The sequence below is a fragment of the Emergencia sp. 1XD21-10 genome (assembly GCF_009936045.1).
GTDB lineage: Bacteria > Bacillota > Clostridia > Peptostreptococcales > Anaerovoracaceae > Senimuribacter > Senimuribacter intestinalis.
In genome coordinates this window covers 59,059-74,326 of sequence record NZ_QWEQ01000018.1, presented here as the reverse complement: position 1 = coordinate 74,326, position 15,268 = coordinate 59,059, and the positions used below count along the sequence as shown (strand labels likewise).

General features: G+C 43.3%; 8 protein-coding genes and 1 pseudogene. All 9 read left to right on the top strand.

Annotated features, from left to right (window positions below; genetic code table 11):
• The first annotated feature begins 384 nt into the window (after positions 1 to 384).
• On the top strand, positions 385 to 795 hold the full coding sequence (locus D1151_RS11745) for an RNA polymerase sigma factor (protein ID WP_161909011.1): 411 nt from the start codon (positions 385 to 387) through the stop codon (positions 793 to 795).
• A gap of 346 nt (positions 796 to 1,141) precedes the next feature.
• Complete coding sequence (locus D1151_RS11740) at positions 1,142 to 1,345, top strand: hypothetical protein (protein ID WP_161909010.1); 204 nt, start codon at positions 1,142 to 1,144, stop codon at positions 1,343 to 1,345.
• Between the two features lie 127 nt (positions 1,346 to 1,472).
• Positions 1,473 to 1,739, top strand: coding sequence for a DUF6870 family protein (locus tag D1151_RS11735; RefSeq protein ID WP_160228111.1), 267 nt, complete (start codon positions 1,473 to 1,475; stop codon positions 1,737 to 1,739).
• Positions 1,740 to 1,855: 116 nt separating this feature from the next.
• Positions 1,856 to 3,553: a recombinase family protein gene (locus tag D1151_RS11730; RefSeq protein WP_161909009.1), complete on the top strand. Its 1,698-nt coding sequence runs from the start codon at positions 1,856 to 1,858 to the stop codon at positions 3,551 to 3,553.
• A gap of 116 nt (positions 3,554 to 3,669) precedes the next feature.
• Positions 3,670 to 3,780 (top strand): annotated as a pseudogene (locus D1151_RS11725) (IS200/IS605 family transposase); the annotation flags it as partial.
• A gap of 415 nt (positions 3,781 to 4,195) precedes the next feature.
• Positions 4,196 to 7,045: an SH3 domain-containing protein gene (locus D1151_RS11720; protein ID WP_161909008.1), complete on the top strand. Its 2,850-nt coding sequence runs from the start codon at positions 4,196 to 4,198 to the stop codon at positions 7,043 to 7,045.
• A 275-nt stretch (positions 7,046 to 7,320) separates the two neighbouring features.
• Positions 7,321 to 9,798, top strand: coding sequence for an ATP-grasp domain-containing protein (locus D1151_RS11715; protein WP_161909007.1), 2,478 nt, complete (start codon positions 7,321 to 7,323; stop codon positions 9,796 to 9,798).
• Between the two features lie 50 nt (positions 9,799 to 9,848).
• Positions 9,849 to 11,069, top strand: a complete 1,221-nt coding sequence (locus D1151_RS11710; RefSeq protein ID WP_161909006.1) for a sugar-transfer associated ATP-grasp domain-containing protein — start codon at positions 9,849 to 9,851, stop codon at positions 11,067 to 11,069.
• 28 nt (positions 11,070 to 11,097) lie between these two features.
• Positions 11,098 to 15,258 (top strand): ATP-grasp domain-containing protein, encoded by a 4,161-nt coding sequence (locus D1151_RS11705; RefSeq protein WP_161909005.1) that lies wholly within the window; start codon positions 11,098 to 11,100, stop codon positions 15,256 to 15,258.
• Positions 15,259 to 15,268 lie beyond the last annotated feature (10 nt).

Here is a 15,268-nt window from a genome sequence, read left to right as displayed (position 1 = left end):
AAATATAAATTCAAGCCGCCGTTTTCTTTTTCAAAAATAGAAATACGGAGGGTGTGTTAAAGTTGCCCTTTTTCAAGGACACGGCGGTGCCAAAGAGGTATCGCTGTGTCCATTTTCATATTTTGTAGCCCCCGTGAACTCCATCAGTTAAAAAAAGCGTAGCCCCTCCCCCGGAGCAGTCCGGCTATGGATGTGAAAATAGACAGTATATAATCGAATATATAACTTCGTGCGTCTGCATGGCTCTGTGTCATGCGGGCGTTTTTTGTTATCCGCACTTCGAGACAAAGTGTCCCAAGGTGCGGTGTAGCTCCCCGGGATGCCGCTCCCCACCGCCCCCGTTTCGGTCACTCATCCACCCAACACCGAAACGGAGGTTTAATTATGACTACATTCAATCTGAAAGATTTTTATTATTGGTACACGCAGGATCAGTTTATCGAGGTTTCTGACGAGGTGGCCGGGGTATTTCTGGCCGATGCCCGTCACGAAATGGCTTACCAGCGGCGGCTTTCCCGGCACAAGGCGCAGTATTCTCTGGATTGTGAGGACGGGATTGAATATTCCGCCTGCCTGCATGAGCCCACGCCCCAGGAGCTCTTGGAGCGGATGGAGCTGTTCTGCCGTCTGTGGAACGCCCTCAATTCTCTGCCGGAAATCCAGGGCCGGAGGATCGACGCCCATATCATTCTTGGAAAGAGCATCAAGGAAATTGCCGAGGCCGAAGGCGTACATGAGGAGTCTGTCCGGCAGTCCATCAAGCGGGGCCTTGAGCGCATGAAAAAAACTTTTTAATTTTTTCATTTTGCCCACTTGGAAATGATGAAAAAATGTCTCGGTTTATGAGAGGAGGTTATCTTTCTCTGCAGAACAACAGGAGCGGCCCCGAGCAACATACGGGGAGCCGGGCGGCGGGTGCGCTGTGACTTTCTCCACAGAGGAACGAGCGAACAACACCAGCGCCGCAAATGGGGCGGGCCAACCCCAGGGCCACGATCCGCCGCAGGACAGGCTGGCCGCCTGTCCCTCCGGGCCGCCCTCTTGTCTGTGTGGGAGCGCCGCTCCGAATAAAGCTGTCTTTGGACGGGTCAAGAAAATGAGGGCGGCGTTCCCTCAATTTTAGGAAAGCGAGGTACAGTCTATGAGTTACGATCCCGCAGAATTGGCGGCCCTGTTATCTGAACCGTGGAGCAACGGCGCTTGCCGTGGCTATGTCATTATGGCGATGGAAAACTGCGGCTTTGCCGACCAGGACATCCGCCGTATCATGGCCGAGCTCTATGAGCTGTTCGACTTTGTATCTCTGGATGAGGCCGAGGCCCATTATCAGAAAAGCTCCTATTGACTTCGAGACAAAATGTCCCGAGGTGGAGCGAGGCAAGAGGGCGGCACCTTTTGGGTGCTGCCCTCTTGCGTTTCCCCACTATGAGCGGGAGGCGATTTAACCCTGTTTTGGAAGAGGAGGTTTTACCGTGAGATTAACTGCACAGGAAATTGAACAAATGAAAAGCGTTGACATCGGCGCAGTAGATAAGGAAACCCTTGCAGACGCAAGCGGTTTTACTTTCGATCCGATGCTCCCCAAGGAAACCCGGGCCCAGCGGATGTTGGAGCATTTCAAAAATCCGTATTGTTTCCGTTTGGGCGATATGGTGATTAAGCTGGAGTTTGCGGACGAGGGGCCCTCCCTCCAGGAACTGCTCACCGCATTTTTTCTCCGGCAGAAAAGCGGGCTGTAACTTCGACTTCGGCCCCTCTGCAACTTCGAGACAAAGTGTCCCATACAAAGGCATCCTTGTTGTCCCTCCCCAGCAGAGGTATAATATAGATGTAATGTGATAGGGAAGGAGGACAAATGGCAAGAACAGCAAACCGGGGGACAATAAGCGCCAGTGCCCCTACTTCATACAATGCGATGCGCTGGAGGCTGGGTAAATATATCCGGCTCTCCAAAGAAGATTTACTCCGTGGCCGGGACGAAAGCAACAGCGTTATCAACCAGAGGCGGCTTTTGGAGCAATACCACCAGACCCATCTGGACGAGTTCTATGACGGAACCGAGCAGGATGTATATGTGGATGACGGCAAAACCGGGACGGATACTGACCGTGAAGATTTCCAGCGGCTCCTGGCCGATGTGTATAGCGGCAGGATCAACTGCGTGATTGTCAAAGACCTGTCCCGCCTCTCCCGTAACTATACCGATGCCGGGAACTTGATTGAAAATCTGTTTGTCCGGCTGAATGTACGGTTTATCAGCTTGGCGGAGGGTGTGGACAGCTACCGCAACCCGGACAGCGTATCAAACATTATCGTGCCGATCACGAATGTAATGAACGATCAATACTGCTATCAGACCTCAAAGAAAATCCGGCAGGTATTTGATATGAAACGCCGCAACGGTGAGTTTATCGGTTCGTATGCCCCCTATGGCTATGTGAAAGACCCGAATGACAAACACGCCTTGTTGGTTGATCCCGAGGCCGCCGAAGTGGTAAAAAGCATTTTTGCGTTGTTTCTGTCCGGTATGAACAAACGGGGGATCACCTATTACTTGAACGACCACGGGACACTTTGTCCCACAGCCTATAAGCAACAGCAGGGGCTCAAGTACAACGCCCCCAACGCCCAGGGCAATCCTATGTGGAGTACAATCACCATAGACACAATCTTAAAAAATCGTGTTTATGTGGGGGATATGGTACAAGGCCGCCAGCGGGTGAAAAGCTATAAAATCCACATTCAAGAAAAGGTGCCGGAGGAAGAATGGTTTATCGTGGAGAATACCCATGAGGCCATTATAGACCGGGAAACCTTTGCAAAGGTGCAGAGCCTGCTCAAACGGGATACCCGCACCGCTCCAAAAGCTAAACAGCTTTACCTGTTCAGTGGTTTTCTGAAATGTGCCGACTGTGGCCGGGCGATGTCCCGGATCGCATCCAAAGGGATTTATGTATATTATCAATGCGGGACTTATAAAAGCCTGTCAAAAAAGGCTTGCACTATGCACTCGATTAAAAGTGACCGACTTGAGGCTGGAGTGCTGTTTGCGATCCAGCAACAGGTGCATCTGGCACTTACTTATTCCGAGTTTGTTGCCCGTATCAACTCCGCACCTCTGAAAAAGAGCAAGTCAAAGCGGCTGGAAGATACCATTGCCGCAAAAGAAAAAGAGCTTGCTAAAATCATGCGATACAAGCAGGCCCTTTATCAAGACTGGAAAGACGGGGAAATTACCCGCAACGATTACCGGCACATGAGCGAGGACTATGAACAGCAGTTTGAGGCCCTCACACGCATTATGCAAACGCTGACGGCGGAGCAGGAGCAACTGGAAAATGGTGTGGATGCGGAAAGCCCATGCCTTACCGCATTTCTCAAATACCGGAACATTGATAAGCTGACACGGGAAATTTTAGGCGAGCTGATCGACCACATTAAGGTTTACGAGGGCGGCAATATCAGCGTGAAATTCAAATACGCTGATGAGTTCCGCCGTATAGCAGAATATATCGAGCTCAATTCCCCTATGGTTACGGGGGCCGCAGGCTGACCCCCTAACCTAAAACAATTCCGTTTGCTTGTTTTCCTAATATATAACGCCCATATGTTGATACCGCAGGAAAAAACACAGAACGAATTGCGGAGTACATTTGTAATCAACTTGCAGTTGGATTGAACGAGGAAACAATCTGAAAATATGTCAGAGAGCAAGAAAAACATGATCAGGCGATTGACAAACTGAGCGTGAAAGAGTATAACGACCCATTTACAAAATAAAGAAAACCCCTTTGTGGGGTGGCTAAAGAGGCAACGGCAATGTAGCTTGAACAAAGTGAAAGCTAGCACTTTGGGATGCTAGCCTGTAGTGAAGGGCTATAGTCCTAGAGCAAACCACCCTTTTGAAGGGTAGTTATGATTTGCTGGGGCGCGTCACCAGCGGAGAAGCATTGGGGAAACGCTATGGGGAGTTATCAGCAGACTATAACCTTTTTTATACATTTGAAAAAGAAGTCGAACTATGGTATACTGGACGCAGTTATGGTTCCAATCGTATTTTGAAAGAACCCCATTGCTATGAATTCTATAAAATGTAAAAGTAGCACTGAAGAATCATAAGCTAATGAGATTTACTGAATTATGAAATAGTAGATATATCGAACCCTTTCTACTAAATAATAGGAGGCAAGAGTCTATGACGATTAAAATCCATGTTACAAGAACAGTATTATTTTTGTTGTGCATTGCTGTGACGTGTCTTTTTGTTGTAACTTCCGAGTCTTACGGAGTATCGGTACCGGAAGCGACGGCGACTATCACAGAAAGTGACGGCGTTAATATACGCAGCAGTTATTCCACTTCTTCCTCTATCGTTGGAGCAATTCCATATCGATCCACAGTATATATAGAGAAAGAAAAGTATACAGTTGCAGGAAGTAGCAATAAGACTGATATCTGGTACAAGATTTCCAGCAGTTACGGAGACGGTTATATTCGTTCTGATTTGGCATCGGTTAATTATTCTTATAGAGAGGGAAAGACAACTTCTACGATTAATTATAGAAAAGGACCGGGAACGGATTTTTCCAGTGAAGGAACTGTGGAAAAAGGGACACAGGTGAAAGTAGCTTTGGCAGCAGAGACCGCTGCGGGCTCGTCCTGGTATAAAATCTATTATAATAATGCGTACTATTACATATCTGCAAGCTATGTAGATATGGACAGTCCCTCTGAAGGTATTGGGGGCGGTGCACTGACCGATGCGCAGTTTGAGGCAATGCTTGAGTCAGAAGGTTTTCCTGAAAGCTATAAGACGATGCTTCGAAAACTTCATGTGAATCACCCTAATTGGAAATTCCGCGCAAAACACGTTGACTTTACATGGGAAGAAGCGCTGAATAAGCAATGTGCAAATTCCAATGCGAATTTAGTATCAAGAAATTTCTCGGATGGATTTAAATCTGTTCAAAAGGGAGATTATGACTTTGATAAGCATACTTATATCGGAAAAGATGGAGATTCGTGGGTGTCAGCTTCCAAAGAGGGCGTTGCTTACTATATGGATCCTAGAAACTGGCTGACGGAATCCAGTATTTTTATGTTTGAGCCAAATAATTATGATCCTACCTATCAGACAGAATCTCTGGTGAAAAAAATTCTTTCAACTACTGCACTGCCGTCAACTGCGGCAAAGTATTATATCAGTGCCGCAGAGCAGACTTATAACGGGAAAAAGTATGTGATCAGTCCTGTATATCTGGCGACTAAGACAAGACAGGAACTAGGCAGCAGCGATTTTATGATAAACGGACATAAATTTACATACAGTGGAAAAACCTTTGAAAACTGTTATAATGTGTATAATATTGGGTCGGTAGACAGTCCTGACGGCAGTGCAGCAACCAAAGGGCTTGTTTATGCGGCAGGTGGTGTGAATAAGACTGACACTAGTTATTTACGGCCCTGGAATACTTTGGAAAAAGCAGTTAAAGGAGGCGCAATTTATATTGCCAGTACTTTTTTGGAAAGGAATCAGTATACTTCTTACTACGAAAGATACAATATCATGAACGGGCTTTCGGGAATCGGAACTTATCAATATGCAACAGCAATATTTTCGGCAGCAACGCAGGCATCCTTAATTCAGAATAACTATTATGATTTCGGTGTTTTGAGTGAATCTTTCACTTTTGAGATTCCCGTCTATAAGAGTATGCCGAGTACAGTTGCGGCAAAGCCCAGTGTGGCAAGTAATAACTGTTATTTAGACAGCATTACTGTGTCCGCAGGAGATCAAAAGCTGTCATTTACCAAAAGTTTTAACCGGTTTACTTCAAACTATACAGTGAAGACGACGGTAGGCGCTTCTGTAGATAAATTGACCATCAAGACTATGAAAAATGATAATGATGCAACTGTGACAATCAGTGGGAACAGTCTGAAGGAAGGCGACAATAAGATTACGATTAAGGTGAAATCTCCATCTGGTAAATATACAAAAAATTACTATGTGACGGTCAGCAAGGATTCGTCTCTCTCAGAGAATCCAAATCAGGATATCATAGACGGTGTAGAGGGGACCTCTCTGACCGCAAGTTCAGAACTGGGAGACGGTTATATCCGTATCAATTGGGAAAAATCTTATGGATATAAGGTAGACTACTTTGAAATTTTCAAAAGTACAAAGTCGGAGAATTATGACAGCAAACCACTTTATACCACGACAGATGGTACCAAACGTACGATGAAGAACACAAGTAATTTAGTAAGTGATACGAGGTATTACTACAGAGTGCGTGGCGTTCGGGTAATTGATGGAACGAAGTATTATACAAAGTGGTCTAATGAAACCGTCCGCACTTATAAAAATCCGGAAAGCCCAGAGAATCCAAATCAGGATATCATAGACGGTGTAGAAGGAACTAGTCTGACAGCAAGTTCGGAACTGGGGGACGGTTATATTCGAATTAATTGGGAAAAATCCTACGGGTATAAAGTGGATTACTTTGAAATTTTTAAAAGCACAAAATCAGGAATTTACGATGGCAAACCACTTTACACCACGACAGACGGTACTAAACGTACGATGAAGAACACAAGCAATCTGGTGAATGGCACAAGGTATTACTATAGAGTGCGTGGAGTTCGGGTAATCGACGGAACGAAATATTATACCCAGTGGTCCAGTGAAGCCAACCGCATATATAAAAGCCCAGAGAATCCAAATCAGGATATCATAGATGGTGTAGAAGGAACTACTCTGACAGCAAGTTCGGAACTGGGGGATGGTTATATCCGTATCAATTGGGAAAAATCCTATGGATATAAAGTGGATTATTTTGAGATTTTCAAAAGTACAAAGTCGGGCGGCTACGGTAGCAAGCCACTTTACACTACAACGGACGGAACTAAACGGACACTGAAGAATACAAGTAATCTTGTAAATGGTACAAGATATTATTACAAAGTGCGTGGAGTTCGGGTAATCAACGGAATGAAGTATTACACAAAGTGGTCCAATCAGGCGAACCGCATTTATCGTTAGTGCAAATAGAAAGAACGCAGGTAAATATATTCTGCGTGAAAAGAAATGGGTGTTGCAGAATCTTCTATTTTTAGATGATGCGACACCCTTTTATATAGCCCTGATGTTTCTGTAAACTGCATAGCAGTTCTTTTGACCTGTTTGACTTTTTTTGCATGATGTTATATAATGGAGTATCAAGAATATGTAAAATATCATTGAAATTTAAACATTATGACATATATATACAACAGATGGAAAAACTATTTTGAGATATTACAGTCAAGGAGATTATATTGAGTAAATTGAAACCGTTTGTGATTGTGCTTTCAAGAAACTATTCTACCGGACTTGGCATTATTCGTTCTTTGGGCGCTGCTGGCTATCGGGTAGATTTGATTGCCAGTACGAAGAAAAAAGGAAGTTCTGTTATTATTTCTAGCAGCAAATATCTGAATAAAACAACAGAAGTTCTTTCACCTAAGATTCAGGGCGATACTGGGGCATCGTTGATGGAAGTGCTGATGGAGTATGCAAAATGCTGTGGGGAAAAAATGGTTCTTTTTCCGGCAGATGACTTTACTGCATCTGTGGTGGATTCTAATCGCGGAGTATTGGATAAACATTTTTTGATTCCGCATACTACAAGAGATTCTGATTGTTCTATTGTTGATTTGATGGACAAGACGATGCAGGAAAGTCTAGCGAAAAAAGCAGGGCTTTTGACACCTTTGGCGTGGAGGGTTTCTCTGAAAGAGACAGTTATTATTCCTGAAGACGTGGTTTATCCCTGTTTTGTGAAGCCTATTGAGAGTGTTTCTGGACGCAAAACAGAAATGATGGTGTGCTGGGACAGAACACAATTAAAAGGGCAGCTGATGAAGATGAAAAAGTTTTTCAGTAACCGATCTGTGCTGATTCAGGAGTATCTGCATATTGATAAGGAATATGACATGTCCGGTATCTGTTTGGATCAAAAGGTTATTATTCCGGGAATCATAGAAAAAATCAGGGTAGCAGAGTATGAGCGAGGCGTTACTATGTCCGGCAGAATGTTGCCGCCAGATATATTAGGTGAAACCCTGGAACGTGTTAAAATGCTCATGAAACAGTGTCACTATGTTGGGATGTTTGATGTGGAATTAAACCTTTGCGGGGATAAGATTTATTTCAACGAAGTAAACTTTCGCAGCGGTGGGCCTAATTTTGCGTACTATTTAAACGGTGTAAATCTGCCGGAGATTTTTGTAAAGGAAATCACAGGAGAAGAGCGCAGCAGTGAGGATGAGACGATTACTTCCTTTGGAAAAACCTTTGTATATGAAAAGGTTGTCTGGGAGGATTATATTTATGGCTATATGACAAAGCGTGAACTTCATCGCTGTATAAAAAATGCTGATTACACGCTCCTTTCAAATACAGACGATCCGGCACCTGGAAAGATTTTTCAAAAAAGGATTCGTTTAAGCGCATTGAAGCATCGTGTCAAACATCTTTTGCAAAGAGAAACGGAGGAAAAAGATATTGCGGATACTAGAAAGTCCGATGATAGACACCCTGTTGTTGTGGTAGTAGGCAGAAACTATGGCAATATCCTTACGATGACTCGAGATTTGGGAATGGAAGGATATCAGATAGATGTCCTTCGTGTATATAAGAAGAAACCGAAAGTAATGAATCTGCTCAGTAGAATGAAGCCGGAGATTTACAGCAAGTATGTAAGACAGTTTCACCAATGTGTGAGCGGAGATAATCCGGCGTGGCTTCTTCACAGTTTGTCGGATCTTGCAGCGTCAAATGGCAGAACTCTTCTGATACCGGTAGATGATTATACTGCACAAATTATAGATGAGAACCTAGAAGAACTGAAACCTTATTATATACTCCCTAATATTTCAGATTGTGCCGGAGCGCTAAGCCAACTGATGAACAAGGCTGTGCAGAAGAAACTTGCTGCTACGTTTTCGTTACCTGTGCTTGACAGTGTATTGGTGAAATCCCGAAACGGACAGTTTGAACTTCCGGAAACAATTGTGTATCCGTGTTTTATAAAGCCGAATGTCAGTTCAAAGGATACTAAAGCAAAAATGATGAAATGTAGGGACAGGGACGAACTCAACGGTGTTTTACGTGAGTACGCAGCATCGTCTGATTTTGAAATTCTGGTTGAAACCTTTGCAGAAATTAAAGCGGAGTATTCGCTGCTTGGGGTGAGTACTGCGGCAGGCGTTATAGCGCCGGGACTTTTTAGGGTTGTAGCAGGCGGACACCGGGAGAGAAAAGGCGTAGCGTTAATGGGGGAAACGGTTTCTCATTCGCTTCTGCAGCCTATCGTCGAGCAGTGCATTGCTTTTGTCGATTCCTTGAATTACACTGGTTTATTTGACATTGATCTTATTGAAACAACAGATGGAAATATCTATTTTGTAGAGCTGAACTTTCGTGCGGGGGCATCAATTCATGCCTTTACCCGGTGCGGTGTAAATCTTCCTGCGATGTATGCAGATTATTTGTTGAAGGGTAAGGAACTGAATTTGAACTGTAGTCTTGATATAGCAGGAAAGCGATTTGTCAGCGAAAAAATTCTGCTGGAGGAATATGTAAGAAGTGATTTGAGTCTGTCTGAGGGCAGAATGATGATGGATAGCGCAGACATTTGCTTTATTAAAGCTGACGACGATCCGAAGCCTTATCAGTATTTTAAACGGTTTTACTTTGTTGCTGCTTTGATGAGAATTCCATATCGAATTAGAGATAGAAGGGCTGTAAAATAGTAAATTTCAATATAGCGCTGAATGAAAGTCAGGAAAAAGGAGGATATCATATGTTTAGCTTTTTTAGAAAAAAGGCAGATTCGTCGAAATCTGCAGATAAAGCGTTAAAAAAACAAAAGAGAAAAGAGGAAAATATATTATCTGTTATGAGTAAGACGGGCTGGAGCCGTGAGAAGACTGTAGCACAAATTGAAGACGCTAGACAGAGGTTAGGCATTACCTATAAGGATTATAATCGGTATGAGTTTTATAAAATTCCTATAAACGAGCAGGAAAGTGAATACCAGAGGAAAGAGGCACAGAGAAAGAGAAAAGCTGAAAAAAATGAAAAATTCCTTCATACGGTAATGGAAAATACCGGATGGAGCTACGAAGTAGCAAAAGAAAAAATGGAGGAGTCAAAGGCTAAATGCGGCGCAGAATATAAAGATTATGTAGCATACAGGTTTTGGGAGACTGACGAAGAAACCCAGAAAACTTATTTTACAAAGGGCGACGCAAATGCACTTAGGAAAAAATATAATACGAACAAGGAAAATGTTGCCTGCTTTAGAAATAAGAATGAATTCAATGAGGTATTCGGTGACTGCTTGGGAAGAGTATGGACATACAATAAAGATGTGTCCTTGGAGGAATTCACAGAGAAGTTTAAAAATGAAAAAAAAGTGATTTATAAGCCGCTGTCGGCAAGCTGCGGATCTGGGGTTCAGGTCTTTGACATCTCTGAAGACAGCGCAGAAACCAGCTATGATCGGATAAAGACGCTTCCTGTAGGCATCGTTGAGGGATATCTGATTCAGCATCCAGATATGAGTAGATTTTCAAAACGAGCAGTGAATACGCTTCGTGTGGTATCTGTTTTTAAAGATGACGAAGTGCACATCCTTTATGCTGCTTTCAGAATGGCAGGAGGGGATGCAGTAGTGGATAACTTCCATAATGGAGGCGTTCTTGCCTTGATTGATTTGGAAAGCGGTAAAGTTATGACGGATGCCATTGATTTGTCGGGAAAAATCTATGAAACGCATCCCGCTACAGGTGAAATAATTAAGGGGTTTCAGGTACCTTACTGGGATGAGGTAAAAGCGTTAATTGATAAGGCGGGCAGAATCGTGGAAGGTGTTGGTTATGTGGGCTGGGACATTGCTGTTACAGAGAGTGGACCAGTACTCATAGAAGGAAATACATCTCCTGCACCTAATGTTTTACAGTTGCCGTTCTATCTTCAGGAGCATAGGGGAATGCATCATGTAGTGGAAAGATATTTATAAAAATCTCTTAAGAGGAAGAGGGAAAACAATGAATGATAAAAAACCATTAGTTGTAGTACTTTCAAGAAATTATTCTACTGGTCTCAGTGTAATCAGATCCCTTGGATCTTCAGGATATACGGTGGATTTAATTGCCAGTGCATATAAAGAAAACGCTTCTCGACTGATTGCAGAAAGTAAATATGTTCATGAAGCCGTTGAAGTATTGACGAAGAAAGTGAAGGATGAGGAAGATACTGCGCTGGTCGAAGCCCTTCTCGGTTATGCCAACAGATATCCAGAAAAACCAGTTCTGTTTCCGACAGATGACTATACTGCGTCAGTTATGGACCTGCATAGAGGGGTTCTTTCGGATATCTTCGTTATGCCGGGTATTGTAGGCGGCGGTCAGGGAAGTCTGAAGCATTACATGGACAAAAGTGTACAAGGAGAGCTTGCCAGAAAGGTGGGCATTCTAATTCCGAAGGAATGGGTGATTTCCTTAAGAGATGCGAACATAACAATTCCTGAAGACATGGTGTACCCTTGCTACTGCAAGCCTTTAGAAAGCAGCTTGGGATATAAGCAGGAGATGGCAAAATGCGATAGTAAAGAGGAACTTGGTGCGCATTTACAGAAGCTGAGGGAAAACTTTGCCAATCGTTCTATTCTGGTACAGGAATTTCTTGAAATTGATGAAGAAATTGACCTGGAAGGCGTGTGCATGGATCAGAGAGTTGTGTTGCCGGGTATTATCTGGAAAAGACTAATCGGGAAGCATGATGTAGGGGTTCCGCTGGCAGGAAAAACCTTTCCAGTAGAAAAACTGGGAAACTTCAAAGAGAAAATCCTAGCATTTTTGCGTGAATTTCACTATTTTGGTATGTTCGACCTGGGATTCAATATTGTCGGTGACAAAATCTACTTTAATGAGAACAATCTGCGAAGCGGCGGTACTAATTATATTTACTATAAAAGTGGCGTAAATCTTCCGGAAATTTTTGTAAAGGAAATATGTGGTGAGCGGCATACACCACAGGAGGCAGTTCTAGCTGAATTTGGTAAAACATATATCTATGAAAAGGTTGCCTGGGAGGATTATCTTCACGGCTTTATGACAAAAGCTGAACTGGATTTGTGCATGGAACAGGCAGATATTAAGATTATCTGCGATAATGAGGATGCAAATCCGGAAAGGATTTTTTTGGAAGAAGTCACTGAGCGGGAACGAAAAAAACAGATTAAAGATGAATATTTGAATCATATTCTGATAGAATCCGGCTGGGAAAGAGCGTATGCCAGAGAACAGATTAAAGATGCCCGTAATAGACTGGGAATCTCTCTGGCAGATTACGACAAATATGATTTCTGGAAGTACTCCGAGAAGGAGCAGGCAGAGGAATATGCGAAGATACTTCGCCGCAGAGAACGGAATAAAGAGCAAAAAGAGGCCTGTCTCGCCTTTGCAATGGAAACGGCTGGCTGGAAAAGAGAATATGCGGAGAAGCAGATTAAGGATGCAAGAAACAGGTTGGGTATCAGTTATAAGCAATACCAGAAATATAATTTCTGCTTGATTCCTACAGATGAGCAGGAAGACAGATATCGAGCGCTTCTGAAAGAAAAGGAGCGACAAAAGGTACAAAAAGAGTATGAAGGGAAAAAGCCTCTGGTTGTTGTTCTTTCCAGAAATTACTCAACGGGTCTTGCCGTAATTCGTTCTCTGGGCGCTGCCGGGTATATGGTGGATTTAGTCGCCAATGCTCATAAACCGGGACTTTCAGACATTGCCTGCTGCAGTAAGTATGTCCGTAGGTCTATTGAAGTCGTATCCCAAAAAGTAAAAGATGGAGAAGACACGGAACTATTAGAAGCGCTGTTTCAGTATTCAGGGGAAAAAGTAAGACCGGTGCTGTTCCCAGCAGATGATTATACTGCTTCTGTGATGGACATGAATAGAGATAAACTGAAAGATATCTTTGTGATGCCTTCTATCGTAGGTGGAAAGGCCGGCGCTATGGTGGATCATATGAACAAAACTGTTCAGGGAAATCTTGCAAGAAAGGCCGGACTGCTTACACCGAAGGAGTGGATTATTTCTTTGGCAAATGATATTGTGATCCCGGAGGATCTGGTTTATCCCTGCTTTGTAAAGCCTATCGAAAGTATTACCGGCTATAAAAGAGAAATGAAACTCTGTAATGATAAGCAGGAGCTCAGAGGCCATCTCAATAAGCTGCAGCGTAAATTTGCGAATCGTTCGATTTTAGTACAGGAGTTTCTCAATATTGAAAATGAAATTGACCTGTCTGGCGTCTGTCTGGATCAGCAGATTATTATTCCGGCAATCATCCGGAAAACCAATGTGGCACAATATGAAAAAGGCGTTACTCTGGCAGGAAAAGTAGCTCCTTTTGCAGAGCTTGGAGAGATTCAGACGCAGATTATTGAGATGATGAAATCGTATCACTATATCGGTATGTTTGATCTGGAGTTCAATGTTGTCGGCGATAAGATTTACTTTAATGAAGTGAATTTGCGGAGTGGAGGTCCTAACTACTCTTATTTCATGAGCGGAGTAAATCTTCCGGCACTGTTTGTAAAAGAGGCTATCGGACAGGAACATATGCCGGAAGAGGAAAAGGTAACAGCTTATGGTAGGAGCTTTATCTACGAAAAAGTGGCGTGGGATGATTATATTCATGGATTTATGACAAAGAGGGAACTTAATACCTGCATTGCAGAGGCGGATATTCCGCTTCTCTATTCTGATGAGGACCCTGCACCGGGACAACTTTTCATCAGGAAAATTACAAAGACAGCACGCAAAAAAAAGATTAAACAGAGACTGAAAAAAATTAGACGGTCACTGGGACAGATGAAACGAGGAATAGCGGCACAGCTTCGCCCTCTGAAACAGATTCTCTTAGGATTTCCACAGACCAAAAAAACAAATAGACGAAACGTGAACTCAGAAAAACCTCGTGTGATTGTTGCAGGTCGTAACTACTGCTCTAATCTGTGTATGGCAAGATCTTTGGGTGAAGCGGGGTATGAAGTAGAGATATTGCGAATTTTCCAGGTGAGGCCGAAGCTGAGAAATCTGATGAAAATGCTCAAACCGGATGCTTACAGTAAATATATCAAGGCATATCATATGTGCGTATCCAGAAGAAAGAGTATTAATATTGTAAACATGCTGAAGGATTTAGCAGATCCTGCCCGCAAGATGCTTTTGATACCGGCTGACGATTTGGTGGCTTCTGTTGCAGATGAATATCTGGAAGAGCTGAGTCAGTTCTATTTTCTTCCGAATGCGGATAATAAAGAGGGAGAAATTAATCGGCTGATGAGCAAAGGAGTACAGAAGGAACTGGCCCTTGCAGCAGGCTTACCAGTATTAAACAGTTGTGTAATCAGAACCGTAGGAGGTAAATTCTACGTTCCGGAGACGGTTACGTATCCTTGTTTTATCAAGCCGAACGTCAGCAGAAACAGCTCAAAGAGCAGGATGCGGGTGTGCTACAGTGAGCGGGAACTCATTGATACCTTGAAAGAGTTTTCTGCGAAGAAAGATATCGAAATGCTGGTAGAAGATTTTGTGGACATTAAGAAGGAATACTCTATTCTTGGAGTCAGCACTAAGGCGGGTGCTAATGGCCCTGGTTTCTTCGGTGCTGAAGAGGGCGGTCAGAATGAGCACAGAGGCGTTGCCGTTACTGGGAGAATCCTTTCGTGTGAAACCATGCAGCCTTTGATTGATAAGCTTATCGATTTTGTAGGTACTCTGAAATTCGATGGTTTATATGATATCGACTTAATCGAAACCGCCGATGGAAAGGTCTACTTCGTTGAAGTAAACATGCGTTTTGGTGCGTCCGGTTATGCGGTTACAAGATGCAACGTCAACCTTCCTGGTATGTTTGCCGACTACATGATTTTCGGTAAGCCGGTAGATATGAACAGTAAAGTTGAAAACACCGGTGTTACCTTTGTCAGCGAAAAGGTACTGATAGAAGAATATATCATGGGAAGACTCCCGAAATCAAAACTGAAGGAATGCATGAACCAGGCGGATATCTGTTTCGTAAAGAATTCAGAAGATCCGGGTGCATACAGACACTTTAGGAAATTTTATCCAATCGCTTCAGTCATGAGGGCTCTGTATAAAATGAGAGATCAGCATGCTGCAGCAAATAAAAATAATTAGGGAAAGCAGG

Bases quoted from the DNA above. Each gene is read 5' to 3' on its own strand.
- D1151_RS11745 (WP_161909011.1), top strand. From the start codon at position 385: ATGACTACATTCAATCTGAAAGATTTTTATTATTGGTACACGCAGGAT.
- D1151_RS11705 (WP_161909005.1), top strand. From the start codon at position 11,098: ATGAATGATAAAAAACCATTAGTTGTAGTACTTTCAAGAAATTATTCT.
- D1151_RS11740 (WP_161909010.1), top strand. From the start codon at position 1,142: ATGAGTTACGATCCCGCAGAATTGGCGGCCCTGTTATCTGAACCGTGG.
- D1151_RS11730 (WP_161909009.1), top strand. From the start codon at position 1,856: ATGGCAAGAACAGCAAACCGGGGGACAATAAGCGCCAGTGCCCCTACT.
- D1151_RS11720 (WP_161909008.1), top strand. From the start codon at position 4,196: ATGACGATTAAAATCCATGTTACAAGAACAGTATTATTTTTGTTGTGC.
- D1151_RS11710 (WP_161909006.1), top strand. From the start codon at position 9,849: ATGTTTAGCTTTTTTAGAAAAAAGGCAGATTCGTCGAAATCTGCAGAT.